The sequence below is a fragment of the Maribacter sp. TH_r10 genome, assembly GCF_033101095.1.
GTDB classification, from domain to species: domain Bacteria; phylum Bacteroidota; class Bacteroidia; order Flavobacteriales; family Flavobacteriaceae; genus Maribacter_A; species Maribacter_A luteus.
Genome location: NZ_JAWMPY010000003.1, coordinates 369,618 through 393,905 on the forward strand (window position 1 = coordinate 369,618; position 24,288 = coordinate 393,905).

A 24,288-nucleotide genomic window follows, 5' to 3' on the forward strand; every position below is an offset into this window, starting at 1 on the left:
TTTTTTATCTTTATAAGGTCATTATAACCATTAACCATGCAGAGCATTTTTGAAGAAATACTATCGGAACTACAGAATGGCGCCAAGGACCGGGAACATCCCTATCATTATTTCACTATCGCCACCCTAGGGGTAGATAAATTTGCCCGACTCAGATTAGTGGCCCTTAGAAATGTCTCTAACGATTTAAAATTGACTTTTTTTACCGATAAACGCTCTAAAAAAGTCTTGCACATTAAAGAAAACCCAAGAGTCAGCTTGTTGTTTTACCACCCGGAAAAACTTCTTCAATTACGTATCGAGGGGATGGCCACGATTAATTCCGACCAGTTCCAAATTCAAAAAACCTGGGAAACCATCGGTAATGAAGCTAGAAAAGATTATCTGACCACAGAAGCTCCGGGAACTACCATCACCAACCCTGAATCCGTAGAATATTTAAAGGACGGGGATTATTTTTCCATCGTAGATATTGAACCCTTTCGTATTGAGCGATTAAAACTTAATACCGAAGGGCACAGAAAAACCAAATTCAATAAAAAAGGTGATAAATGGACTAGTGAACATTTGGTTCCTTAACCCATCTTCACTCCATCGATTGCAAAATCGCGACAATGTCCTCAATAGTAGTATCCGGATTAATAAAACAAAACCTTGCAACTGTTTCCGGGATTCCATTTATTTTCCATGTGGTAGGTGTCACCAAGGCAAAACCTTCTTTATGGTTCTTATACGTCCATGTTCTATAATCTTCCGGGGACCAACCTTTACGTCTAAACAGTACACAGGATAGACTGGGCTCACGTACCAACTCCAATTCATTATGATCCGTTATAAGTTCCCCGGCCAAGTTTGCCAATTTCATACCTTCTTCCACCGCCCATCTATATTTATCTGTACCATGCATCGCCAAAGAAAACCACAGAGGCAATCCCCTTACGCGTCTTGTTAACTGTATTTGGTAATCCGCAGGATTGAAACCTCTCGCCCCTTCATCCTTGAAAATCTCTAGGTAAGAGCCTTCTTGTGCATGTGCCTCTTTGGCCAATTCGGGATTCTTATAAATTACGGCCCCACAATCATAGGGTGAAAAAAGCCATTTGTGCGGATCTATCGTAATACTATCCGCTTTTTCAATTCCACGGAACAAGTGCCTTACAGAATCTGCAGCTAAAGCACCACCACCATAAGCAGCATCTACATGAAACCATAAATTCTCCTTTGCACAAACTTCTGCCACGCCTTCTAAATCATCAATAATACCGGCATTTGTAGTACCTCCCGTGGCCACAACCGAAAATAATCGTTTGCGCTGATCTGGATCCAGACCAGCAATTTTTTCTTTTAACATGTCTGCCGTCATTAAATCCTCTGTCTCAACAAGAAGAACATCGGCATCAATGACTTTTGCCATTGCCTTAATAGATGAATGGGCGCCTTCAGAAGTAATGACCAATGCTTTCACATTACGGTTCTCAGGATTTTTTCGCCAATTTTCCCTGGCCGTGACCATTGCGGATAAATTGGCCGCCGTACCACCGCTGGTAAAAACCCCAAATGCCCCTTTTGGTAGTCCAGTAAGGGAAACCAGCCATTTCATGGCCTCATTTTCACAGAAGATACCTCCTGCACCTTCCATCCAATAAGCACCATGGATACTTGAAGCCGAAGTTACCAGGTCGAACATGATAGCCGCCCTGGTAGGAGCTGCCGGCACAAACGCCAAATGCCTTGGGTGATCAATAGGTACGGTAGCTTTCACCAATACATCTTTAAAAAGGCCAAAGGCATTCTCCCCTCCTATACCATCAGCAGTTATGGTCTCACCTACCAATTCACGGAGTTCTTTTTCACTCTTTGGTTTACCCAATTCCGGTGAAGTATGTGTCATTCTATTAATGGCGTATTTCATGACATCCAATGTCATTTCAACCACTTCAATATCTATATTATGCATTAATCTAGTTTTAAATCAACTTATTCAGGGAGTATACAAGTTCCCATCAAACTTTACAATAAACAAGGTATCCCTTTCTTTTCCGAAATTCAGGATACTGTCGAGCACCTTTTCATTACCCGTTACATCCCTTTTTAACATCACTTCTACCCCTTCTATATTCAAAAGCTTTGATATGGGCAAAGAAAAATCATCTTTTGCAAAGACTTCCTTCTCAGGGTTGAGTAATTTGACATTTCCTGCGTAGGTGACATCTGGCAGCATCCATATTTTATCATCGTACTTCTTTTCGAGTACATCATTCAAGGGCTCAAAACCAAAATGTACCGAAGACGGAATCCCCATTACCTTTTCTACCGGTGTCCGCAATACTTGGAAACCGACCACAATAAGAAAAAGGACAAATCCATAAGAAGACCATTTAGTGACCGATTTAAATTCTACCGAACGCATAAGCAATACCATAAACGGCAACACCAATGGCAACAACCATCTTTCTTCTACCTTTTGCACGTTCAAAACAACAAAAAAGAGTACTAAAACAGCCAATTGGGCAAGGGCCATTTTAGCCAAACAGTCTAGTTCGGGTCTTCTGAATCGAATCTTTTTCAAAGAAAATGTCAAAATAAAAACCGCCATTAAAGGGGCTATCAATCTTAACAAATTCAAAAGTAAGGAAAACAACGGACCTATTATGAATATGCCTTCACCACTTTCATTCTGTGTTTTTATACTCACACTTTCCCCCAGCTCGGACGCATAACCCCCAGGTCCTAAAAGCCAATAAAAATGAGGTAATGTAAGCGCCAAAACAATGAGAAAGGCCAAAACCATCTTTTTGCTGCTTACCACTTTTCGTAGGGACTCATCAAAAAACAATGTTGCCCCAAGTGCTGCCAAAAAAAGCACATAATTGTACTTGGATAAGATTCCGATACCCACCACCAAACCTAAAAGCGCATAATTTTTCCATGTTTTGTAATGCACCAATTGTTGTAGGACTAAATAAGATACGACCACAGCTCCACATAACAAGGAAGTATGGGAAAGTCTTCTAAAAGTAAAATCAATAAATACAGGAATCAAAACCAACCCAAACACCACCAACTCGCTCTTTTTACTGTCTTTGATAACCTTACGAGCAAATTGCCAGACCAACAATAATATACATGCGAAAATTACCCCTCTAAGTAGTGAAAATGATATTTTATGACTACCGAATATTTGATTTACACCATATTGCAACCAAGTGTACAAGGGCGGTTGATCATCATAGCCCCACCGCAACCATTGTGAATAATAAGCCTGTTCCGCATCTTCGAGCTCCAATGCGGATTTAAAAAAAGTAATACCGGTAATGGCGAAAAACGATAAAAAGGAAAGTATTTCTATTCGATTTATTGAATTCTTTCCCAAGGCCATAAATCTATTCTGCGATTAGTATCACGAATTCCAATTTAAGTGGGTCCAGTGCCTTGAACAACATGGGTATCAACCTTTGGCCAAATTCTAGATACAATTCGGAAAAATTGAGGTTACGTTCTTGTAACGATTGCCCCGGGAACAATTCGTCCTGAAGTTGGGTCATTCGTTCTACATGATCCTTAAGTTTGCGTTTTTGCGCTTTGAGCAAGCGATTTTCCAATACATCCAAACCCTTTAATTGCTTAACTTCCTGTGCTTTAACCGCTCCTAAAAAAGACGCGTCGGTTTTTGAGGCAATATCGTACATAGACTTGAATTGATCCTTCAGAAATTTCTTCTGAGGAGAGAAATCAATATCTATATTTGAGATTTTCCTTATTTTCTTATTGATGAAATGGTTTCGTTTTAAAAACAGGTCGGCAACCGATAAGTTCATCTTATCCAATTTCTGCCGTTGTTTTTCAGTTATGACAATAGCTGAATTTCTGGGCAATAAAATGGGAAAGGTAACTCCCATGGCATCGAATGAAGCCTTTAACTCCAACCAATAGGCCAATTCCCCTCCTCCTCCAATATAACAGAGGTTCGGCAGAATGATTTCCTGGTATAACGGACGTGCAATTACATTGGGCGAAAATCTTTCGGGATACGCTTCCAATTCTTGTAACAACCCTTCCTTACTGAACTTAATATCAGTACTTTTTATATGGAATTTATCCTTTACAGCAACAATACGCTCTCGAATACCATCCTTTATATAAAAATAATTTATTTCCCTTGGATTGACTTGAATACGGTACGAATCTGAAAGCTTTTCCAATTTTGGAATAGTCTCTGTCACCTTATGGAAGGAGACATTATCAAAAATGTCCTTTTCAACATAGGGGACCAATAACTTTTTTAAACTCTTATCATCCCCATCAACGATTACAAGACCCTGAGAACCAAAAAGTTCATTAGCAAGATACCTAGTAGCCCCTGCAAGGGTGCTATGCCCTAAATAGGCATTTTTGAAAAGATCTTTCAACTCCTCCGCATTTGTACCACCCCCCAATTCATTGGCGAAGGTATCGTAAATACCCTCAAGTCCTTTGGTATTGAATCGCCCTACAGGTCCGGAAGCATCCCTGTTCCATTGAATTTTTTTATTCCTGAAATTAAAGTAATTGATCTCGTCAAAATCATGGTCCTCGGTAGCCATCCAATAAACCGGCACAAAGTTGAACCTAGGATATTGCTTTTTCAGTGCAATAGTTAAATTAATGGTAGAAATAATCTTATAGAGAAAATAAAGCGGCCCGGAAAATAAATTCAATTGGTGCCCGGTCGTAATCGTAAAAGTAATGGGTTCTTTTAGCTGTATTAAATTATCCTTGGTTTTCTGGGAAATCATGACCCCTTCATATTGCCTTTGAAGCGCTTCGAAAAGCACGGTTCGATTTTCCTCTGGATAGTTTCTGGATTTTTCCTCTAATTGGTCCTTGAAATTCCCAACATTCGGATAGCGGTTGAAAAAAGGCCTTAGACCTTCCTTGTCCTCAATGTAATCACAAATTAAATCGGAAAAATATCCCGTATCCTTAAAGGGCAAACAATCAATATCCATATAAACATTAAAAAATAGAGGTAAAGATAAAACACTTGTTTTTTCTTGTTCCTAAAAATACGTTAATTACTGCGTCCCTTAAACCACAAAAGCAAGCACATCATAGAATGTTGGGCCTATGTATCGTTTTTATCATTAAATTAAACCCGAACAAACTTTAATACCGAACATGAAGCGACTTCTACTTCTATTAACGACCGCCCTTACCCTAAGTTTATCAGCCCAAGATATAAAATCCCCTTCCGAGTTTTTGGGATATGAACTGGGCACCCATTTCACTCGGCACCACGAGGTTGTTGATTATTATCAATATCTGGCAAAGAATGCTCCAGACCAGGTTTTACTTCAAGAATATGGCAAAACCAATGAGCGCAGGCCTTTATTAATAGCTACGGTCTCCACACCTTCAAATATCAGGAACATTGAAGCGATACGAACCGAACACCTTAAAAGCACAACCGAAGCAGGTAATTCACCCATAGCTATTGTTTGGCTAAGCTATAATGTGCATGGTAATGAGAGCGTAAGTACAGAGGCTTCTATGCAAACCATATATGATTTATTGACCCAAAAAAAAGAGTACCTTGAGAACACTGTAGTATTGATCGATCCTTGTATTAATCCGGATGGTCGGGATCGTTATGTAAACTGGTACAACCAGTATAAAAACACCCCGAACAATATTGACCCCAATAGCAAGGAACACCATGAAGGTTGGTGGAGCGGTCGTAGCAACCATTATATGTTCGACCTTAATAGGGATTGGGCCTGGCTTACCCAAGTTGAAAGCCAATATCGAATAAAAGTTTACAATGAATGGCTGCCCCACGTTCATGTAGATTTTCACGAACAGGGCGTTGATAGCCCGTACTATTTTGCTCCGGCCGCAGAACCGTATCATGAAGTTATCACACCATTTCAGAGAGCATTCCAAGCCACCATCGGTAAAAACCATGCAAAATATTTTGATACCAACGGCTGGTTCTATTTTACAAAGGAAGTTTTTGATCTACTTTATCCCAGTTATGGGGACACCTACCCTATGTACACCGGAAGTATAGGAATGACTTATGAACAAGGAGGTAGCGGAAGGGCCGGATTAGGGATAGTAACCGGAATCGGCGACACCCTTACCTTGAAAGATAGAATTGCACACCATAAGGTCACCGGCTTATCAACGGTTGAAGTCGCTTCAAAAAACGCAATAGAATTGAACAAAGAGTTCGAGAAGTTTTATGCTAACAAAAATTACACCTACAAAAGCTATGTTTTAGACGGCGACCCTGATCGCATTTTGGCACTTACGAAATTGTTGGATATGCATGAAATAGCATATGGCCAGGTTAAACCAACCAGCCTTAAAGGGTTTAAATACAGCACCGGTAAGACCGGAACTATAAAATTATCGAAAACCAATCTGGTAATCAATATTGACCAGCCAAAGAGAACCTTGGTAAAAGTTCTCTTTGAACCCATGACAAAACTCAGCGATTCGGTCACTTATGACATTACCGCATGGTCCTTACCTTATGCATATGGTTTAGATGCTATAGCTTCCCAAAACTTGATAACCAAAGAGCCATATGTAAGGGAAAAAGTTACAAAACCAAGCCTATCTCCTAGTGCTTATGCTTATTTGACCGAATGGAACAGCTTTAAAGATGCTAAATTTTTAGCTGGGCTATTAAAGAACAAAATCAAAGTAAGGTATTCTACAAAGCCATTTTCCATTGAAGGAAAAACCTACCAAAGAGGAAGTTTGATCATATCCAAAGCTGATAACCAAAACCTTAAGTCATTTTTAAAGAACTTAAAGGAAATCACTGACAAACACGACATTTCACTACAGCCTGTTGCATCAGGCTTGGTAGATTCAGGTAAGGATTTCGGCTCTAATCACGTACAAATGATCAAAGAGTCCAAGATTGCCATGCTATCGGGAAAACCAACATCAACCCTTAAATTCGGTGAAATCTGGCATTTCTTTGAACAACAACTAAACTACCCCCTAACCGTCATAGATTCGGATTATCTTAATCGAATTGACCTTTCGTCTTACGATATTTTAATTCTACCAAGTGGATCTGGTTATATTGATTTTATGGATATGGCCTTTAAAGAAGAGCTGAATGATTGGGTACTCAATGGAGGGAAACTGATTGCCATGGGCGGTGCGATCAAGGGACTTTTGGGCGAAAGTGGTTTTGCCATCGAATCCAAGGCAGTTCCTATAGATTCCACACTAAACCTAGAGGTATTTGACGAAACACAAAGGGAGTCCATTAAAAACAATATTACCGGGGCAATATTCAGAACGAAAGTCGACAATACCCATCCACTGGCTTATGGATATAAGGATACCTACTTCACTTTAAAAAACGGATCGGACGCTTATGAATATTTAAGAAATGGTTCTGTTGTTTACCTAGAAGACGGACAAAATATACCTGTTGCGGGTTTTGCAGGAAGTGAAGCCCAAAAGAAAATAGCCAATACTTTAATATTCGGGGTTGAATCCCATGGATCGGGCCAAGTCATTTATATGATAGACGACCCCCTGTTCAGGGGCTTCTGGGAAAATGGAAAACTTTTGTTCGCGAACGCCTTGTTTATGGTGAATTAATCCACGAATAAAGTGATACAATAAATTACGCAAATTGCCGAAACCCCAAGAATCAATGTCCCCAAGGTCAATGTTTTATTGCCTTGTTTAACATCCATACCTGTCAATTGTGTAAAGACCCAAAAGAAGCTGTCATTGGCATGGGACACTACCAAAGAACCGGCCCCAATTGCCAAAACGGTCATGGTTGTCATCATTGTACTTTCCAAACCTAAAGCGGGCATTATAGGAGCAATAATCGAAGCTGTGGTTATCAAAGCAACTGTAGAGGAACCCTGGGTGGTTTTTAAACAAGCAGCCAACAAAAAGGGTAAAAATATACCGATACTCAAATCGGAGAAATTTTCGGTGATCAATTCGGCAATGCCCGAACTCTGTAACATATTTCCAAAAATTCCGCCTGCACCGGTTATTAAAAGTATGGGGGCGGCCGATTTTACGGCATCCCCGAACCAACCACTTGCTGCATATACTTTTTCATCAAGCTTTTTAGGCAACAGCAAGGAAAGGCCTACCCCAATCAAAAGGGCAATTACAGGGGTTCCCAGAAAAGAAATCGCAGTATAAAATATATTCGTTGCCAAACGAGTTCCCGGATATTCAAAGACCGATTTCAAGATGATCAAAACTATAGGTACCAGAATCGACAACAACGACACCCAAAGCTTAGGACGGTAGTCTCTTTCTTTAACAGCTTCCAATACAATCGGGATTTTCGTCTTAGAGGCCATCTTGGTTGCAAAAAAATAGCTAGGTACAAGCGAAATAGAACTTACTATGATTCCCCACAAAATAACATTGCCCAAATCGGCCTTTAAAATTCCTGCAGCGGCAATAGGTCCTGGAGTCGGAGGCACCATTACATGGGTCGCGAAAAGCCCCAGACCCAAAGCTACTGAGGTCCCGGCATATGATGTTTTTGCTTGGTCGGACAATGCTTTGTTCAAGGAATTCAGCATAATAAATGCACTATCGGCAAAAACGGGAATAGATACCAAATAACCTGTTAGCAGCATCGCCAAGTGAATCGATTTTTCCCCAATGACCTTAATCATCTTCACGGCAATCACCATAGCACCCCCAGATTTTTCCAAAACCGTTCCTATGACCACACCAAAAAATATGATCAAGCCTATTTTACCCATTAAGCCCCCAAAACCATCATTGATGGCACTTAATATTTGTGGGATTTCCATTCCGGTGATAAAACCATATGATATGGCAGCAATAAGGAGCACAAAAAATGGATGGATTTTCCATTTTACGATTTCCAATACAATAAATACCAAGGAAAGTAATAAGGCGAAGATATACAACATTGAATGCGGCCGGGCTTTGGTTATATGTATTCCTAAAAATAAGGATTATATTGCCTTCACCCTAAATCCTTATCAATTTAAGACAGGACCAACCTATATATTCCGTAATCTTTAACTATGAAACCGGCTCGCCGTAAAGGTCAAAATCAGCAGCTTCTATAATCTTTATAGTTGCAAATTCCCCTTGCTTCAAATAAAATTTGGATGCATCGATAAGCACTTCATTATCTACATCGGGCGAATCGAATTCCGTTCTACCCACAAAATAATTACCCTCTTTACGATCTATGATACATTGGAAGGTATTCCCGATTTTTTCTTGGTTCAGCTCCCACGAAATCTGCGATTGTATTTCCATGATCTCATTGGCACGTTCCTGCTTAACTTCTTCCGGAACGTTATCCTCCAAGTTATAAGCATGGGTGTTTTCCTCATGACTATAGGTAAAACAACCCAAACGTTCAAAACGCATGGCCTTTACCCAATTTTTTAATGTTTGGAAATCTTCCTCCGTTTCACCCGGATAACCAACGATCAATGTGGTTCTAATGGCCATATTCGGTACATATTGCCTAAAATCAGCGATCAACTTTGTGGTTTTTTCCTGATTGGTACCGCGACGCATACTCTTCAAAATACTATCAGAGATATGTTGCAGGGGTATATCTAAATAATTGCAGACCTTCTGCTCTTTGTTCATGACATCCAACACATCCATCGGAAAACCTGTAGGAAATGCATAATGCAATCGAATCCATTCTATACCATCGATTTTCACCAATTCCTGGAGCAATTCAGCCAAATTTCTTTTTTTATAGATATCCAACCCATAATAGGTTAGGTCCTGGGCAATCAGAATCAATTCTTTAACGCCCTTGGCTGCCAATTTACCAGCTTCAATGACCAAATCCTCAATGGGCTTACTTTTGTGTTTTCCACGCATTAACGGAATGGCACAAAACGAACATGGCCTGTCACAACCTTCGGCAATTTTAAGATAGGCGTAATTCTTTGGGGTCGTTGTTAACCTTTCACCAATCAACTCATGCTTGTAATCCGCACCAAGGGCCTTTAACAAATTCGGCAATTCACTAGTACCGAAATAGGCGTCAACATCAGGAATCTCTTTCTGTAGATCTGGCTTATAACGTTCACTTAAACAACCGGTCACAAAGACCTTATCAACTTCACCAGCCTCTTTCTTTTGAACATAATCCAAAATGGTGTTCACACTTTCTTCCTTGGCATTATCAATAAAACCACAGGTATTTATAACGACCACATTGCCTTCCTCTTCGTGAACGACCTCTTTATCATTGGCCTTCAATTGCCCCATGAGTATTTCGGAATCGTACACGTTTTTAGAGCAACCTAAGGTTACTACGTTGATTTTGTTCTTCTTAAGTGATTTTGTTCGCATAGCTTTTTAATGGGGTGCAAAAATACAACTTGACATAGGAACTATTGCGATTAAAGACGATTTCTTGATTTTTTTCGTTAAACCTTAGACGGATTTTGTCATCAAAACTAAAATCATAAGACCAATGAAACAACTTTCATATACTTTTCTCACCATCTTCATCACCCTGATCATGGGATGTAGCAATGATTCGGATAAAAACGACACTGAAATCATCGAAGAGGAACCTATCGGAATGTATTTTCCCCCATTAGAGGGTATCACTTGGGAAACGGTAACATCTTCCCAATTAGATTGGAATACGGAGAACGAGGATGCATTGAATGCCTATCTGGAAGAAACCAACACCAAAGGGTTCATTGTTTTAAAAAACGGCCGAATAGTTTTTGAAAAGTATTTTAACGGTCATGATCAAAATGCAGAATGGACATGGTATTCAGCCGCCAAAAGCTTAACGGCAACGTTTGTCGGTATTGCCCAAGACGAGGGAATATTGGACATCAACAACAAAACATCGGATTATTTGGGCGATAACTGGAGCCAATTAAGTATTGATAAGCAAGATTTGATAACCGTAAAGCATCATCTTACGATGACAACGGGACTTACCCCACACTTAGGGGACTACGTTCCTTGGGTATGTAAACTGCCTACCTGTTTGGAATATACAGCCGATGCTGGTACGATTTGGGCCTATCACCAAGGAGCTTATATGCTTCTTCAAGATATGATATCGCAAAGTACCGGTGTCTCTTTTCAAGAATATTGTAAAACCAAAATCTCGGATAAAATCGGAATGGAAGGTAATTGGACAAGTAGCTTAGGACTGAACATTTATAACAGTAACACCCGTAGCATGGCTAGATTTGGACTCCTTATGCTGAACGAAGGAATTTGGGATGGTACAGCGATAGTAAGTAAATCCTATTTTGATGCGATGACGAACACTTCACAGGACATTAATAAATCTTACGGTTATCTATGGTGGCTAAATGGAAAAGAAAATTATGTAGGCACCACATCTACAACCAGTAACTCAGGCCCTCTTGTACCCAACGCGCCAGATGACATGTTTGCCGCCCTAGGAGCCAATGACCAGAAAATCTATGTTGTTCCCAGCAAGGACCTGGTAATCGTAAGATGCGGGGAAAGCGCAGGAGAAATGCAATTGGGTCCGTCTAGTTTTGACAATACCTTATGGGAAAAAATAAATGCAGTCATCAATTAGATCTGTCCCTTCTAAAAGGGGCTAAATAAACAGGAGATACACCGCAAAAATCAATATAGGCAATATTACCAATAAGGAAATCGTAACAACATTTATCCTGAATTTCCTTATTGTCGCTTTATCAAAACTTTTAAGGTTTATGGGATTGGGATATTTGGTTAAATAATATTTTTTCAAATACATACTGATTCCCAATACAATGACCAGAAACCCTATTATCAAATACCACCTGTAAGGCCAAAGACTAAAACTCATTTTGAAACTGAAAAGCGAGTAAAATAAATACAAGGACAAATTGACCAAATAAAAAAAGAAAACCGTGAAACATGATACCAATTTGTAAATAGCGGTACCTACATGTTTTTTATGAACAATGGATTTTTTCTGTAACCCTTCGAGTACGTAAAAACTTAAAAATAAATTATCCATGATTATCTGTTTTTCGAATTTGGCTGATTCTTGATCAAACGGGCCTTCCATTTTGCAATATTCTCTTCATTCATTCGAACAAATTCATCCTTACCCTGAAGATTAGCAAGTTCCAATGATTTTTGGGCCGAGGAAATTGCTGAACTATAATCTTCCATGGCCGCCTCTACCAATGATTTAACCCTGTTGAAATAATATGTATCACCTCCTATTTCGATGGCTTTATCTAAATACTCCAAAGCCTCTTTATACCTTATCCCCTGTTCTTGATAATACCGGGCAGCTTCATAATATGTTTGTGCTGAAGGATTGGCTTTCAATTCGCTTTCAATTTGCCCTTGCATAAAACTATGGGTATCTACATGAATGGGAATCCGTATTTGGGTATAGGCCCAATGCCAGGTCATTTGCAAGGAATTATGGTCAATACTATCAAAACTGATTAAAAAATTCTCCTGGAATTCCTTTGAAGAATTTGGCTTTACCTGCACGCGTAGTGCATCTTCAGCAGGATTATAATTATCCCTACCATCACCCCAATGGGTTATGTTTTTGTGAAATACGACTTCCCAATTGTTTGCTTCCGGGAAAGCATAAAGAGCATATGTCCCTTTTTCCAGGACACTATCGTTCACCATTACATTACTGCTAAAAGTGATTTTGGTTGATTCATTGGCACCTACGCGCCATATTCGACCATATGGGACCAATTCGCCGAATATTTTCCTACCACGAACGGCGGGCCTTGAATATTCTACGTGTATATTCGTAAGTCCGACATCTTGACTTATCGATGCATAAGGACTTGCTTTAGGATGATTAATCTGTGCGGATAATTCCCCAAAAATCAAAATTGCAAAAATCAAGAGAAGTCCTCTAGCCATTAAATGCTGAAAAAGGAATCTACAAACTCAAATTTATTGAATACCTGAAGATCTTCGATACCTTCCCCTACTCCAATATATTTAACCGGAATCTGAAACTGATCGGATATTCCGATAACCACACCACCTTTGGCCGTACCGTCCAATTTGGTAACCGCTAGGGAAGTTACCTCGGTGGCCTTGGTGAACTGTTTAGCCTGTTCAAAGGCATTCTGTCCCGTAGACCCATCCAATACCAGTAATACGTCATGGGGCGTATCTTCGACCACTTTTTGCATTACCCGCTTTACCTTGGTAAGCTCATTCATTAAATTTACCTTGTTGTGCAATCTTCCCGCTGTATCTATGATTACAACATCCGCATCTTGGGTAACAGCCGAACTCAACGTATCAAAAGCTACAGAAGCAGGATCACTTCCCATTTTTTGTTTTACTATCGGCACATCTACGCGATCTGCCCAAACCTGTAATTGATCTATTGCCGCTGCCCTAAAGGTATCCGCAGCACCAAGTACAACTTTGAGCCCTTGTTTTTTAAATTGATAGGCCAACTTTCCGATAGTCGTGGTCTTGCCCACTCCGTTAACACCCACGACCATAATTACATATGGCTTTTTATCTTTTGGAATACTATAATCGGTCTCTTCGCCAACATGGGTCTCTGATAGTAAACCTGCAATTTCCTCACGTAAAATCATATTCAACTCGTCGGTACCCATATATTTATCTTTGGCCACCCGTGCTTCGATACGATCAATGATCTTCAATGTAGTGTCGACACCCACGTCAGATGAAACCAATACCTCTTCAAGATTGTCGAGAACATCGTCATCGACTTTTGCTTTTCCGGCAACGGCTTTACTTAATTTAGAGAAAAAAGAGGTTTTGGTCTTTTCCAATCCTTTATCCAAGGACTCTTTTTTTTGTGAGGAAAAAATCTTTTTGAATAAACTCATAATACCTGAACAATTTTCACCAAAGATATAAAATAAAAAAGCTCCTTTCTTTCAAAAGGAGCCTTTACAAATTGAATAAAACAATTCGTTATTTTTTTGCAAGCCATTCGTTAACAACTTCAGGAGCCATAACAGACTCTTGGAATACATATGCCCCACTTTTTGGAGACTTAACCATTTTAATTGCCTTGGTTAATCTTTTTGAACTTGTTTGTAAACTTGCTACTGTCTTCTTTGCCATGACCTTATACGTTATTTGACATTTTCATCGAAACGATGATGTCCTAATTACTTAATTTCTTTATGAACAGTCATTCTCTTGAGGATAGGATTGAATTTTTTGATTTCCATCCTCTCAGGAGTGTTCTTTTTGTTTTTCGTGGTAATATACCTAGAAGTTCCTGGTTGTCCAGACTCTTTATGCTCTGTACATTCCAAAATAACCTGAACTCTATTTCCTTTTTTTGCCATTGTAATCTATGTTTTTAGGATTATTTTACAAACCCTTGTGCTTTAGCCTCTTTTAAAACAGCAGAAATGCCTTTCTTATTAATGGTTTTCAACGCTTTGGCAGAAACCTTAAGCGTTACCCATTTATCTTCCTCTGGAATATAAAAGCGCTTTTTAGAAAGATTTACATTAAATCTTCTTCTGGTTTTATTGATGGAAAACGATACGTTGTTACCGAACATCGCTCTCTTTCCCGTAATTTCACATACTTTTGACATTGCGCTTAATTTTTCATTTTAAACAGGCTGCAAATTTATATCATTTTTATGTGACGGACAAAATTATGGTTCAGATTTTTACAATTTCTTTTTGAAGTAACTCAAACGCCTTATTTACAGCCTTTTGGACAATCCTAAAACGTTGTTTCCCAAACATAAACTTATTAACTATCACCTCTTTTGGGGTAGCAACAGCGATAAATACCGTTCCTACCTCTGCATCTGAATCCCCTTTAGTGGGTCCGGCATTCCCGGTTGTCGCCACGGCAAAATCACTTTTCAACAATGATTTCACATTCACGGCCATTGCCGTTGCTACTTCGGCACTGACAACTGAATGTTCTTTGATCAATTTTTCTTGCACCTTGAGTACATTTACCTTTACATCTGTAGCATAACTTACAACCGTACCTTTATAATAAGCCGAAGCACCCGGTATGGCCGTAATCTGTTCTGCGATTCTCCCCCCGGTACAACTTTCCGCAGTGGCCAAGGTCATATTTTTGGCCGTAAACAATTTTGCGACTCGCTCCTCCAGGGTTTCTTCATCTTCGGCACCATATAATATGTCACCGATCAAGGGCTGTAATTTTTCAATTTCCAACTCAATGGCATCAAGCAAGATTTGCTTATCCTTACCTTTCGCACTTAATCGCAACCTGACCTTTCCTAAATTAGGTAAATAAGCCAATTTAATAAACGGTGGCAGCTGATCTTCCCAATCTTCGATTCTTTCCGCCAATGCACTTTCCCCCAAACCATAAGTGACCAAAGTCCTATGGATAATGTACGGTCTTTTGAATTCCTTGATTATCTTGGGGATTACGGCATCTACGATCAAAGCCTTCATTTCAAAAGGCACCCCTGGCAACGACACGAAGGCAACCCCGTCTTTCTTAACCCACATTCCCGGGGCCGTACCATTTGCATTATGCAAAACGGTAGCCTTGGATGGGACCATCGCTTGTTGTCTGTTCACTTCGGATATCGGTGTGGATATGATGCTAGCAAACAGATGCTCTACGTGTTTTAACACTGATTTGTCCTGAACTAATACATCATCGAAAAAATCACAAAAGGTATGTTTGGTTATATCATCCTTGGTTGGACCCAATCCTCCAGTTACTATTACGATTTGGGCCCTGGATTTTGCCTCAGTAAGGGCATTAAGTATGTGTTGCCTGTCATCCTGTACAGAGGTAATCTGATAAACCGATACCCCTATTTTATTCAACTCCTTCGCAATGAATGCGGAATTGGTATCAACGATCTGACCAATTAGGATCTCATCGCCAATAGTGATAATTTCTGCGAACATTACAGATTAAAATCATTTTTAAGTTCTGCGACAACTTGGTAAATATCCTTTTTCAATAAAGGAAATACACTTCGAATCTCGCTCATATTGGCAGAATTTTTCCCTAAGGTCTCTATTTGAAGGGCAACAGCCCTTGTTTGCTCCATTCCCAAAAGATCTACGTTGGGCTTTATTTTATGCGCGAGTTGATACACCTGATGATGATTTTGCTCGTCCAAGGCTTTTTCAAGTCCCTCAAGATCCTGGGGAACCTCTTCCAAGAAGACGGATATAACAGAATTGATGAAATCCTCATCCCCTTCAGCCATTTCATTTATTTTATCAAGATTGTATATCATTATTTAATTTTTAAAGTAAAAAGTTCTTGTCCCTCCAACTTGCCCGAAAGGTAATCATTTGTAGCAATCTGACCAACACCCGCTGGAGTGCCCGTAAATATTACATCACCTTTTTTCAAGGTAAAGTATTTTGAGACATAGGCAATTAGCTCATCTATCTTCCAGAGCATTAGACCGGTATTACCGTCCTGTACAACCTCTCCATTCTGTTCAAGGGTAAAATTGAGATTTTCCAGATTTTTGAAATTTGACTTCGGGAGCCATTTACCAATGACTGCCGACCCATCAAAACCTTTTGCCTTTTCCCATGGCAATCCTTTTTCCTTCAATTGGGATTGAAGGTCCCTTGCCGTAAAATCTATCCCCAATCCTATTTCATCGTAATATTTATGGGCAAAATCCTCACTAATATGCTTACCAACCTTACAGATCTTCACCAAGACCTCAACTTCATAATGAACATTATTCGTAAAATCGGGAATGTAAAAATCTTGCTCCTTTGGCAATACGGCAGAGTCTGGTTTAATGAACACTACTGGATCAGTAGGACGCTCATTCTTTAACTCCTCTATATGTGCGGCATAATTCCTACCTATACATACTATCTTCATATGTTATTACTCTTTGGATAATTTGACACTAATGGCCGGAATCAGGTTTTTGGTATTGTCCTTGGACCTAACCTTAAAATCAGTCCATTCACCCATTCCATAAACCATGGCTTTATAATTTTGGTTTTTATTATAAACAGCTCCAAAAGTTGGGGCAAACCGATCTTCAATCACTTTCTTATTAGTTAGAGGGTGAATTAAGGTATTCTTATACCAGTTATAAGGCACGAACAACCATTCAACACCTACATAAATTCCTTCTTGCGGAATTTTCATATTCAGGGCACCAAGGTCTATGGATACAAAATCTTCCTCCACATTAGACTCCAAAACCATACTTTTTCTCAATATATCGGTTTTAGGTTTTTTAGTCTCTGGATCAACATCATAAATTCGCAATCGAAATTTTGCCGTTGGCCTATTGAATTCCGAATTCTTTTGAAAAAACACCGTTACCTTTTCCAGGTATTTCTTCTGCGCTCCGATGTTAGGAAAATACAAGGCCAATACCCAAGGAGTCGAGGAAGATGAAAAACCACTGGTAAGGCTATAACTACTTATTGGATTGAGGACATCGGAGTTTCCTAAAGATTGGGAAACCACGACCTCATCCAACTCATAAGACTCCTCGACCATATCAAACCGTTTCATCTTATAAATGTTCTTGGCCACCACGATGGTATCTTTATACCCCAAAGAAGAAATATGAATTTGTTTATCTAAAAAAGGAGTTGGAATATCAATAAAGAAATGCCCTTTTTCATCTGTCGATGTTCCTTTTAAGGTATTAAGAAAACTCAGGTTCACGTAGGGAATGGGCTCTTTCGTCTTATGATCATAGACATGCCCTTCGAAAAGCACCTCTTGACCATGAACACCAATAGCACAAAAAAGAATAAAAAGAAGTACGAAAAATCGCATTTAACTCAACTTGTTATTTAATCTGCTCAATTTTATCTGGGTCAGGACTTTTTTGGTATACAAAGGAAAATCAGCATTCAATATCCACCCGAAATATCCTGGCTCCTTATCCAATACATCGAGCACTTTTTTTCCTTTATGCTTTCCAAAGGCGAAAACTTCCTCTTCGTTTTCATCCAAAGCAATGAATCCTGCAAAATCAACCATCTTCTTATGTGTTGAAAACTCAGCCAACATTTTAACATTGTTCTCCAATTCGGGATAACGTTGCAATTGGGACAAAAGCACCTCATAAGTTGCATTCGTATCAGCTTCGGCACTATGTGCGTCGGTAAGGTCTTTATCGCAATAGAACTTATAAGCAGCTTCGAGGGTTCTTTTTTCCATCTTATGAAAAATGGTCTGCACATCTATAGACAACATATGCTTCATATCAAAATCAACATCGGCCCGTAGCATTTCTTCCGCCAACAAAGGAATATCAAATCGGTCGGAATTAAAACCTCCGAGATCACTATCCTTGATCATTGCATAAATTTCCTTTGACAACTCCTTAAATGTTGGTTCATTGGCCACCTTCTCATTTGAAATTCCATGGATTTTCACAACCTCATCGGGAATTTTGACCCCTGGGTTCACCAACCAGGTTTTACTCTCCTTATTCCCGTTAGGATATACTTTTAAAATGGATATCTCTACAATTCTATCATGGGCCACATTGGTGCCTGTTGTTTCCAGATCAAAAAAACATATCGGTTTTGTAAGTTTTAATTCCATTCCTTCTTAAAATTTGAACAAAGATAAGTTTTAGAAAACTTTGAGCGAATGAATACCCTTAATAATTGTTTACACATATATTGACTAAGGAATAGCAATATACATCCGAGTAACTATGACAATTTAGAAATTAATCAGGTGGGGAGACTTCCGTTTTCTAAATCTCCCTGTTCATATCCCATGCTTCAAGGTAATCGGCTACGGCCTTTATGAACATACTGCCCAAAGCACCATTCACGACCCGATGGTCGTAACTATGGGAGAGAAACATTTTACTGCGAATACCAATAAAATCCCCTTCAGCTGTCTCAATTACAGAAGGCACTTTCCTAATAGCACCAAGGGCTAAAATACCCACTTGGGGCTGATTGATTATGGGTGTGCCAAAAACACTACCAAAAGTACCCACATTAGTAACGGTGTACGTACCATCCTGCACCTCATCTGGTTTTAATTGGTTGTTTCTAGAACGCTCCGCAAGATCATTGACCACTTTGGTCATACCAACCAAGTTCAATTGATCGGCATTTTTAATAACGGGAACGATCAGGTTACCATCGGGCAACGCTGCCGCCATTCCTATATTGATGTTTTTTTTCTTCAAGACCGTATCTCCTTCAACAGAAATATTCATCATCGGATATTTCTTTAAAGCCTTTGCAACGGCCTCCATAAATATTGGTGTAAACGTTAGTTTTTCACCTTCTGCAGTAAAAAAAGAATCTTTTACCTTGTTTCTCCAATTAACTATTTTAGTCACATCTACCTCTATAAAACTCTGTACGTGAGCAGATGTAGAAACACTTTCTGACATATGTTTCGCAATGAGTTTACCCATACGAGACATTTCCAAGACTTCTACGCCTTCTGAAGAAACAGGTCGAGAGGATTGTGGCTTATCCTTGGAAACAGACTGCGTACTTTCAACCACTTGCGCATGTTGCTTTTCTATTTTAGGTTCTACGGAAGGTACGCCCGAAGAATTCCTTGACGATACAAATTGTAAAATATCACCTTTGGTTACCCTACCTTCTGAACCGGTACCTTTGATCGCATCCAACTCTTTTAAAGAAATGCCTTCTTGTTTGGCAATATTTTTAACCAATGGGGAATAAAAACGTTCCGAAGAACTTTGTTTTTGAATAGTACTGCCCACTGTCTCCTTGGCCACTTCTATGCTTTGGGAAATTTCACCTACAACCTCAACCGGTACTTCAACTTCTTCTTCATCAGTATCACCTACCTCATCAGCACTTTCCATTTGATCGCCTTCAACCTCAATTACGGCAACCACATCACCCACCTTTACCACATCATCAATATTGAACAGTTTTTCAACCAAAACGCCATCCACTTCACTGGGCACTTCGGAATCTACCTTGTCAGTGGCTATTTCAAAAACTGCCTCATCCATTTCAATAGTATCGCCCACTTCTTTCAACCATGAGGTCAATGTTGCCTCTGCAACACTCTCTCCCATTCGCGGTAATTTCAATTCAAATTTTGACATATTGTTAAATTATACACGGTTTTAGATGAATTATTTGCAAAATTAATAAAAAATAAAGCAAATTAATTCATTAGATGTAATCTTAGTTTGTTTTCAATGAATTTTCAAACGGAATCCTGTTCAGTATACTACGCCCCAAGGTTACCTCATCAGCATATTCCAATTCATCACCTATAGAAATACCACGGGCAATGGTCGATGTTTTTATATCCAACCCCTCGAGTTGTTTATAAATATAGAAATTGGTCGTATCCCCTTCCATGGTTGAACTTAGTGCAAAAATCAATTCTTTGATATCCCCTTCCTTTGCCTTTTTGACCAAAGATGATATGGTCAGCTCTTGCGGGCCAACTCCTTCCATGGGCGAGATCTTTCCTCCTAATACATGATAGAGTCCATTATACTGACCTGTATTCTCAATGGCCATGACATCCCTGATATCCTCTACAACACAGACAACTTGATCATCCCGCTTTGGATTGGAGCATATTTCACAAACCTCAACATCGGAAATATTGTGGCAACGGCTACAGAATTTAACCGAATTACGTAAATCTTCCAAAGCAGAGGCCAACCGCATGGTTTGCCCATTTGGCTGTTTCAATAAATGAAGAACCAATCGCAAGGCCGTTCGTTTACCTATTCCCGGTAACTGGGACATTTCATGAACAGCATTCTCCAAAAGTTTTGATGAAAAATCCATAGCAACAAAATTACACACTATTTTTGCTTTTTGTACTTTGCATTTGAATTAAATTTATATGACAGCAACCCATATCCTGCTTCTTATTGGAGCTTACTTCATTGTACTTTTATTAATTTCCCATTTTACCGGAAAAAACGATTCGAATGCTGATTTTTTCAAGGCCGGCAAACAATCGCCATGGTACTTGGTTGCCTTTGGCATGATAGGCGCATCCTTATCAGGAGTCACGTTTATATCGGTTCCAGGATGGGTAGAGGCCTCCGAATTCAGTTATATGCAGGTGGTCTTCGGTTATTCGCTGGGTTATTTTGTCGTCGCTTATGTGCTGCTGCCCGTTTATTATAGGCAAAACGTAACTTCGATCTACGAATATCTCGATGAAAGATTCGGGTTCGTGAGTTATAAAGTCGGTGCCATTTCATTTTTTGTTTCACGAGTACTGGGTGCCGCGTTTAGGTTGTTCTTAGTGGCCATAGTACTACAACAATTTGTTTTCGATACTTGGAACGTTCCCTTTGAACTTACCGTGACCTTATCTATTTTACTTATCTGGATCTACACATTCAGAGGAGGAATTAAGACCATTGTATGGACAGATACTTTACAAACCTTGTTCATGCTGGTTTCCGTAGGGCTATCAATCTACTTCATACTTGACCAAATGGATTGGAGTTTTATGGATTTTTTATCCTCTTCAGAACTGAAAGAATACAACAAAACATGGTTTCTCGATGATTTTTCACAGAAAAACCATCTAGTAAAATCTTTTTTAGGCGGAATGTTCATAACGATATGCATGACGGGGTTAGACCAGGATATGATGCAAAAAAACCTCACCTGTAAAACGCTGAAAGATGCCCAAAAGAACATGGTTAGTTTTAGTATTGTATTGGTTGCAGTAACCTTTCTTTTTATGCTCCTCGGAGCCCTTCTTTTTATTTATGCCGAAAAATTCCAGATTGCGGTTCCTTTGATGGACGGTAATCCAAAATCCGATCTTCTGTTTCCTGAAATCGCTTTGAACAGTGGGTTGGGCATGACCGTAGCAGTTACTTTTATCCTTGGTCTCATTGCCGCGGCCTACAGTAGTGCCGACAGCGCACTAACATCACTGACCACCTCGTTTTGCGTAGACTTCTTAGGTATTGGGCATAAGCCGGAAATCATGAAAAAGAAAATAAGAAAGGCCACGCATATTGGCATGAGCCTTTTACTGATTCTTGTAGTCATAGCTTTTAAACACATTCTTGACACTAATGTAATCGACGGACTTCTACAAGTAGCCTCATATACTTACGGCCCTTTACTCGGTCTTTTCGCATTCGGTATTTTCACAAAACATCAAATCAAAGATAAATACGTTTGGGTTGTTGCCCTTGTCTCTGTTACAATTTGTTATATCTTGGGTAAATTGCCCCCTGAAAATTTGGGCGGCTATGTTTTTGGTTATGAATTACTTCCCTTGAACGGACTTATAACCTTTATTGGCCTGCATTTAATACGAAAAAAAAGTAGCGATCAATAACCCATATCAAACCAAATAAACTTTTTGATATGAAGAAAAACGACAAAAACCATCTTTAATATTGATCGGTTGCCAACATTACCAAAGTACAGGCAACAACAGCCTCAATGTCATTTTCTGCCAATAATTTATAAAACTCAGGATTTTCGGTCCCTGGGTTAAAAATTACCCTCTTTGGTTGTAAGTTAATGATGTCATTATAATATTCTTTTTGCCTTCTGGGATTTAAATACAAAGTAATTGTATGTATATTTTGGATATCATTTAAATTGGCCTTAATTTGCACCCCGTGAATTACCCCTACTTGTAATCCGTATGCCTGTGTAGCAATTTCTTTGCCGACCAGTCGTTCAATTGCCATATTGCTATAACGGTCTGGTTTCAATGAAGCCCCAAAAACAAGTGTGTCTTTCATATGTTAAAATTGTTTAGTAAGTGTAACTTTTTGAATAAAAGTACGTCTAATAAATAATACGAATATTACTGTAACAAAATATAAGGTCGTTGATGAAGCTATATGTTTATAGTTAATGGTTAGTGTTTAGTATAGCATATCAGCGAAAGGAACCCTGACGGAAACGTCAGGGTTTTATATTTTAATTCTTTACGTTTCTAACCCTGCCCCCCTTCTTTTGTAAGCTTTCAAAGTAAAAGAAGTCCATTATACCTATTCGTTCTTGTTCAGGAAAGAACGTTAAAGTTAGATTTATCGGTAACAAAAACTGAGAAATTCCGTCTTTATATATAGAAAGGAATCAAAAAAACAGATAGGTTCTTAATTAAATACCTAAAAGATTTGGCGAATTCTTCATGGAATGATGGTTGGTTGATTCCAGCAAAGGTTTGCCAAGAAAAAACCCTGACGAAATTCGTCAGGGTTTTGATTTTTATTCCAAGGTGTTATTTTACCATCGTATTATGACACTACCCCAAGTAAACCCGCTACCAAAAGCAGCAAGGACAACCAAATCGCCGTCTTTTACCTTACCTTGCTCCCAAGCTTCTGTTAAAGCAATTGGAATAGAGGCCGCTGTGGTGTTACCATATTTCATGATATTATTGAATATTTGATCATCTCGTAATCGAAATTTTCTTTGGATAAATTGCGAAATTCTCAAATTGGCCTGATGCGGTATCAAAAGATCAATGTCTTTCTCAGTAAGACCATTGGCGGTAAGACCTTCCATAATCACCTCACTAAAACGAACAACGGCATTTTTGAAAACGAATTGTCCGTTCATATATGGGTAATAAGAGGTTTCTTCAGGATCGTTGTCCTTTATAATATCGGTAATCCATCTTTTTCCCATACCGGGTGCAACCAACGAAAGCTCTTCTGCATGCTCACCTTCAGAGTGTAAATGGGTAGATAAGATACCTTTAGAATTATCTTCTTCCCTTGAAAGAACGGCAGCTCCTGCGCCATCACCGAAAATTACTGTAACCCCTCGCCCCCTAGTACTAAAATCGAGCCCGGTAGAATGGACTTCGGAACCAATGACCAGGACATTTTTGTACATGCCGGTTTTAATATACTGATCGGCAACAGAAATACCATAGACAAAACCCGAACATTGGTTTCTTACATCTAAGGCCCCAACTGTTTTTATCCCTAGTTCTCGTTGAACCAATACCCCTGGACCTGGAAAATAAAAATCCGGACTAAGTGTGGCAAAAACGATAAAATCAATATCGTTTTTGTCTATACCTGCTCTTTCTATAGCTATTTTAGCTGCTTTTACCCCCATGGTCATGGTGGTATCGTCCCCTTTTATAACGTGTCTACGCTCTTTTATCCCGGTACGTTCTTGGATCCATTCATCATTGGTATCCATTACCTTGGCTAAATCATCATTGGTGACAACGTTTTCAGGTACAAAATACCCGAGGCCTGTAATTTTTGAATTATACATCTTGAAGTCTGTTTAGGTTTGTGTCATAGATTGCGACAATCTATACGGGTGCAAGGTAGTGATTGCTCCGCTTTTAATCAAAACATAAAACAAC

24 protein-coding genes are annotated in these 24,288 nt (G+C 39.2%); 4 read left to right on the plus strand and 20 right to left on the minus strand.

Annotated elements, in window-relative coordinates; genetic code table 11:
• Positions 1–36: 36 nt before the first annotated feature.
• Positions 37–579, plus strand: coding sequence for a pyridoxamine 5'-phosphate oxidase family protein (locus R3X28_RS10925; RefSeq protein WP_154368490.1), 543 nt, complete (start codon positions 37–39; stop codon positions 577–579).
• 7 nt (positions 580–586) lie between these two features.
• Here the strand turns inward: R3X28_RS10925 and R3X28_RS10930 are convergent, their stop codons facing one another.
• From R3X28_RS10930 to bshC, 3 genes are read right to left on the minus strand one after another with little or no spacing between them, the layout of a single operon-like run.
• Entirely contained in the window at positions 587–1,957 is a 1,371-nt protein-coding gene (locus R3X28_RS10930; protein ID WP_154368492.1) for a pyridoxal phosphate-dependent decarboxylase family protein, read from the minus strand.
• Between the two features lie 24 nt (positions 1,958–1,981).
• On the minus strand, positions 1,982–3,373 hold the full coding sequence (locus tag R3X28_RS10935) for an ArnT family glycosyltransferase (protein ID WP_317664277.1): 1,392 nt from the start codon (positions 3,371–3,373) through the stop codon (positions 1,982–1,984).
• 10 nt (positions 3,374–3,383) lie between these two features.
• On the minus strand, positions 3,384–4,988 hold the full coding sequence (bshC, locus tag R3X28_RS10940) for a bacillithiol biosynthesis cysteine-adding enzyme BshC (RefSeq protein WP_317664278.1): 1,605 nt from the start codon (positions 4,986–4,988) through the stop codon (positions 3,384–3,386).
• Between the two features lie 169 nt (positions 4,989–5,157).
• Here bshC and R3X28_RS10945 point away from each other — a divergent pair, with 169 nt between their 5' ends.
• Positions 5,158–7,611 carry a M14 family metallopeptidase gene (locus tag R3X28_RS10945; RefSeq protein WP_317664279.1) on the plus strand — a complete coding sequence of 818 codons (2,454 nt, stop codon included), beginning with the start codon at positions 5,158–5,160 and terminating at the stop codon, positions 7,609–7,611.
• On the opposite strand, the gene R3X28_RS10950 is transcribed toward R3X28_RS10945, so the two are convergent.
• Together R3X28_RS10950 and rimO are read right to left on the minus strand one after the other, a co-directional pair.
• Positions 7,608–8,930 carry a GntP family permease gene (locus tag R3X28_RS10950; protein WP_317664280.1) on the minus strand — a complete coding sequence of 441 codons (1,323 nt, stop codon included), beginning with the start codon at positions 8,928–8,930 and terminating at the stop codon, positions 7,608–7,610. The two genes, R3X28_RS10945 and R3X28_RS10950, sit on opposite strands and share 4 nt — an antisense overlap.
• Before the next feature lie 115 nt (positions 8,931–9,045).
• Positions 9,046–10,350: a 30S ribosomal protein S12 methylthiotransferase RimO gene (gene rimO / locus R3X28_RS10955; protein WP_317664281.1), complete on the minus strand. Its 1,305-nt coding sequence runs from the start codon at positions 10,348–10,350 to the stop codon at positions 9,046–9,048.
• Between the two features lie 124 nt (positions 10,351–10,474).
• Here rimO and R3X28_RS10960 point away from each other — a divergent pair, with 124 nt between their 5' ends.
• Positions 10,475–11,578 (plus strand): serine hydrolase, encoded by a 1,104-nt coding sequence (locus R3X28_RS10960; RefSeq protein ID WP_317664283.1) that lies wholly within the window; start codon positions 10,475–10,477, stop codon positions 11,576–11,578.
• A 21-nt stretch (positions 11,579–11,599) separates the two neighbouring features.
• On the opposite strand, the gene R3X28_RS10965 is transcribed toward R3X28_RS10960, so the two are convergent.
• The 13 genes from R3X28_RS10965 to recR all read right to left on the minus strand — a co-directional run bounded on the left by R3X28_RS10965 (position 11,600) and on the right by recR (position 20,753).
• On the minus strand, positions 11,600–12,007 hold the full coding sequence (locus R3X28_RS10965; protein ID WP_317664285.1) for a hypothetical protein: 408 nt from the start codon (positions 12,005–12,007) through the stop codon (positions 11,600–11,602).
• Positions 12,008–12,009: 2 nt separating this feature from the next.
• Complete coding sequence (locus R3X28_RS10970; protein ID WP_317664287.1) at positions 12,010–12,891, minus strand: DUF2911 domain-containing protein; 882 nt, start codon at positions 12,889–12,891, stop codon at positions 12,010–12,012.
• Positions 12,891–13,847, minus strand: coding sequence for a signal recognition particle-docking protein FtsY (gene ftsY / locus R3X28_RS10975; protein ID WP_154368510.1), 957 nt, complete (start codon positions 13,845–13,847; stop codon positions 12,891–12,893). The genes R3X28_RS10970 and ftsY overlap by 1 nt, the downstream gene beginning before the upstream one ends.
• Positions 13,848–13,935: 88 nt before the next feature.
• Positions 13,936–14,088 carry a DUF4295 domain-containing protein gene (locus R3X28_RS10980; RefSeq protein ID WP_154368512.1) on the minus strand — a complete coding sequence of 51 codons (153 nt, stop codon included), beginning with the start codon at positions 14,086–14,088 and terminating at the stop codon, positions 13,936–13,938.
• Between the two features lie 47 nt (positions 14,089–14,135).
• Complete coding sequence (rpmG, locus tag R3X28_RS10985) at positions 14,136–14,318, minus strand: 50S ribosomal protein L33 (RefSeq protein WP_154368514.1); 183 nt, start codon at positions 14,316–14,318, stop codon at positions 14,136–14,138.
• Between the two features lie 20 nt (positions 14,319–14,338).
• Positions 14,339–14,575 (minus strand): 50S ribosomal protein L28, encoded by a 237-nt coding sequence (gene rpmB, locus R3X28_RS10990; protein ID WP_154368516.1) that lies wholly within the window; start codon positions 14,573–14,575, stop codon positions 14,339–14,341.
• A gap of 70 nt (positions 14,576–14,645) precedes the next feature.
• Positions 14,646–15,893: a competence/damage-inducible protein A gene (locus R3X28_RS10995; RefSeq protein ID WP_317664292.1), complete on the minus strand. Its 1,248-nt coding sequence runs from the start codon at positions 15,891–15,893 to the stop codon at positions 14,646–14,648.
• On the minus strand, positions 15,893–16,231 hold the full coding sequence (locus R3X28_RS11000; RefSeq protein ID WP_154368520.1) for an Hpt domain-containing protein: 339 nt from the start codon (positions 16,229–16,231) through the stop codon (positions 15,893–15,895). Before R3X28_RS11000 ends, R3X28_RS10995 begins: the two co-directional genes overlap by 1 nt.
• Complete coding sequence (locus tag R3X28_RS11005) at positions 16,231–16,842, minus strand: fumarylacetoacetate hydrolase family protein (protein ID WP_154368522.1); 612 nt, start codon at positions 16,840–16,842, stop codon at positions 16,231–16,233. Before R3X28_RS11005 ends, R3X28_RS11000 begins: the two co-directional genes overlap by 1 nt.
• 6 nt (positions 16,843–16,848) lie before the next feature.
• Positions 16,849–17,763 carry a carboxypeptidase-like regulatory domain-containing protein gene (locus tag R3X28_RS11010; protein WP_317664295.1) on the minus strand — a complete coding sequence of 305 codons (915 nt, stop codon included), beginning with the start codon at positions 17,761–17,763 and terminating at the stop codon, positions 16,849–16,851.
• Entirely contained in the window at positions 17,764–18,540 is a 777-nt protein-coding gene (locus R3X28_RS11015) for a 3'-5' exonuclease (RefSeq protein ID WP_154368526.1), read from the minus strand.
• Positions 18,541–18,697: 157 nt separating this feature from the next.
• On the minus strand, positions 18,698–20,050 hold the full coding sequence (locus R3X28_RS11020; RefSeq protein WP_317664296.1) for a dihydrolipoamide acetyltransferase family protein: 1,353 nt from the start codon (positions 20,048–20,050) through the stop codon (positions 18,698–18,700).
• Positions 20,051–20,132: 82 nt separating this feature from the next.
• A complete protein-coding gene (gene recR, locus R3X28_RS11025; protein ID WP_154368530.1) occupies positions 20,133–20,753 on the minus strand; it encodes a recombination mediator RecR in 621 nt (206 codons plus the stop codon).
• 58 nt (positions 20,754–20,811) lie between these two features.
• On the opposite strand from recR, the gene R3X28_RS11030 reads away from it, so the two are divergent.
• Positions 20,812–22,281: a sodium:solute symporter gene (locus R3X28_RS11030; protein WP_317664299.1), complete on the plus strand. Its 1,470-nt coding sequence runs from the start codon at positions 20,812–20,814 to the stop codon at positions 22,279–22,281.
• 55 nt (positions 22,282–22,336) lie between these two features.
• On the opposite strand, the gene R3X28_RS11035 is transcribed toward R3X28_RS11030, so the two are convergent.
• Positions 22,337–22,696 carry a CoA-binding protein gene (locus R3X28_RS11035; RefSeq protein WP_154368533.1) on the minus strand — a complete coding sequence of 120 codons (360 nt, stop codon included), beginning with the start codon at positions 22,694–22,696 and terminating at the stop codon, positions 22,337–22,339.
• A 490-nt stretch (positions 22,697–23,186) separates the two neighbouring features.
• Entirely contained in the window at positions 23,187–24,194 is a 1,008-nt protein-coding gene (locus R3X28_RS11040; protein WP_154368535.1) for a 3-oxoacyl-ACP synthase III family protein, read from the minus strand.
• Between the last annotated feature and the right edge of the window lie 94 nt (positions 24,195–24,288).

Excerpts from the sequence above, each read along its gene's own strand:
- R3X28_RS10925 (WP_154368490.1), top strand. The coding sequence starts at position 37 with ATGCAGAGCATTTTTGAAGAAATACTATCGGAACTACAGAATGGCGCC.
- R3X28_RS10930 (WP_154368492.1), bottom strand. The coding sequence starts at position 1,957 with ATGCATAATATAGATATTGAAGTGGTTGAAATGACATTGGATGTCATG.
- bshC (WP_317664278.1), bottom strand. The coding sequence starts at position 4,988 with ATGGATATTGATTGTTTGCCCTTTAAGGATACGGGATATTTTTCCGAT.
- R3X28_RS10945 (WP_317664279.1), top strand. The coding sequence starts at position 5,158 with ATGAAGCGACTTCTACTTCTATTAACGACCGCCCTTACCCTAAGTTTA.
- R3X28_RS10950 (WP_317664280.1), bottom strand. The coding sequence starts at position 8,930 with ATGTTGTATATCTTCGCCTTATTACTTTCCTTGGTATTTATTGTATTG.
- rimO (WP_317664281.1), bottom strand. The coding sequence starts at position 10,350 with ATGCGAACAAAATCACTTAAGAAGAACAAAATCAACGTAGTAACCTTA.
- R3X28_RS10960 (WP_317664283.1), top strand. The coding sequence starts at position 10,475 with ATGAAACAACTTTCATATACTTTTCTCACCATCTTCATCACCCTGATC.
- R3X28_RS10965 (WP_317664285.1), bottom strand. The coding sequence starts at position 12,007 with ATGGATAATTTATTTTTAAGTTTTTACGTACTCGAAGGGTTACAGAAA.
- R3X28_RS10970 (WP_317664287.1), bottom strand. The coding sequence starts at position 12,891 with ATGGCTAGAGGACTTCTCTTGATTTTTGCAATTTTGATTTTTGGGGAA.
- ftsY (WP_154368510.1), bottom strand. The coding sequence starts at position 13,847 with ATGAGTTTATTCAAAAAGATTTTTTCCTCACAAAAAAAAGAGTCCTTG.
- R3X28_RS10980 (WP_154368512.1), bottom strand. The coding sequence starts at position 14,088 with ATGGCAAAGAAGACAGTAGCAAGTTTACAAACAAGTTCAAAAAGATTA.
- rpmG (WP_154368514.1), bottom strand. The coding sequence starts at position 14,318 with ATGGCAAAAAAAGGAAATAGAGTTCAGGTTATTTTGGAATGTACAGAG.
- rpmB (WP_154368516.1), bottom strand. The coding sequence starts at position 14,575 with ATGTCAAAAGTATGTGAAATTACGGGAAAGAGAGCGATGTTCGGTAAC.
- R3X28_RS10995 (WP_317664292.1), bottom strand. The coding sequence starts at position 15,893 with ATGTTCGCAGAAATTATCACTATTGGCGATGAGATCCTAATTGGTCAG.
- R3X28_RS11000 (WP_154368520.1), bottom strand. The coding sequence starts at position 16,231 with ATGATATACAATCTTGATAAAATAAATGAAATGGCTGAAGGGGATGAG.
- R3X28_RS11005 (WP_154368522.1), bottom strand. The coding sequence starts at position 16,842 with ATGAAGATAGTATGTATAGGTAGGAATTATGCCGCACATATAGAGGAG.
- R3X28_RS11010 (WP_317664295.1), bottom strand. The coding sequence starts at position 17,763 with ATGCGATTTTTCGTACTTCTTTTTATTCTTTTTTGTGCTATTGGTGTT.
- R3X28_RS11015 (WP_154368526.1), bottom strand. The coding sequence starts at position 18,540 with ATGGAATTAAAACTTACAAAACCGATATGTTTTTTTGATCTGGAAACA.
- R3X28_RS11020 (WP_317664296.1), bottom strand. The coding sequence starts at position 20,050 with ATGTCAAAATTTGAATTGAAATTACCGCGAATGGGAGAGAGTGTTGCA.
- recR (WP_154368530.1), bottom strand. The coding sequence starts at position 20,753 with ATGGATTTTTCATCAAAACTTTTGGAGAATGCTGTTCATGAAATGTCC.
- R3X28_RS11030 (WP_317664299.1), top strand. The coding sequence starts at position 20,812 with ATGACAGCAACCCATATCCTGCTTCTTATTGGAGCTTACTTCATTGTA.
- R3X28_RS11035 (WP_154368533.1), bottom strand. The coding sequence starts at position 22,696 with ATGAAAGACACACTTGTTTTTGGGGCTTCATTGAAACCAGACCGTTAT.
- R3X28_RS11040 (WP_154368535.1), bottom strand. The coding sequence starts at position 24,194 with ATGTATAATTCAAAAATTACAGGCCTCGGGTATTTTGTACCTGAAAAC.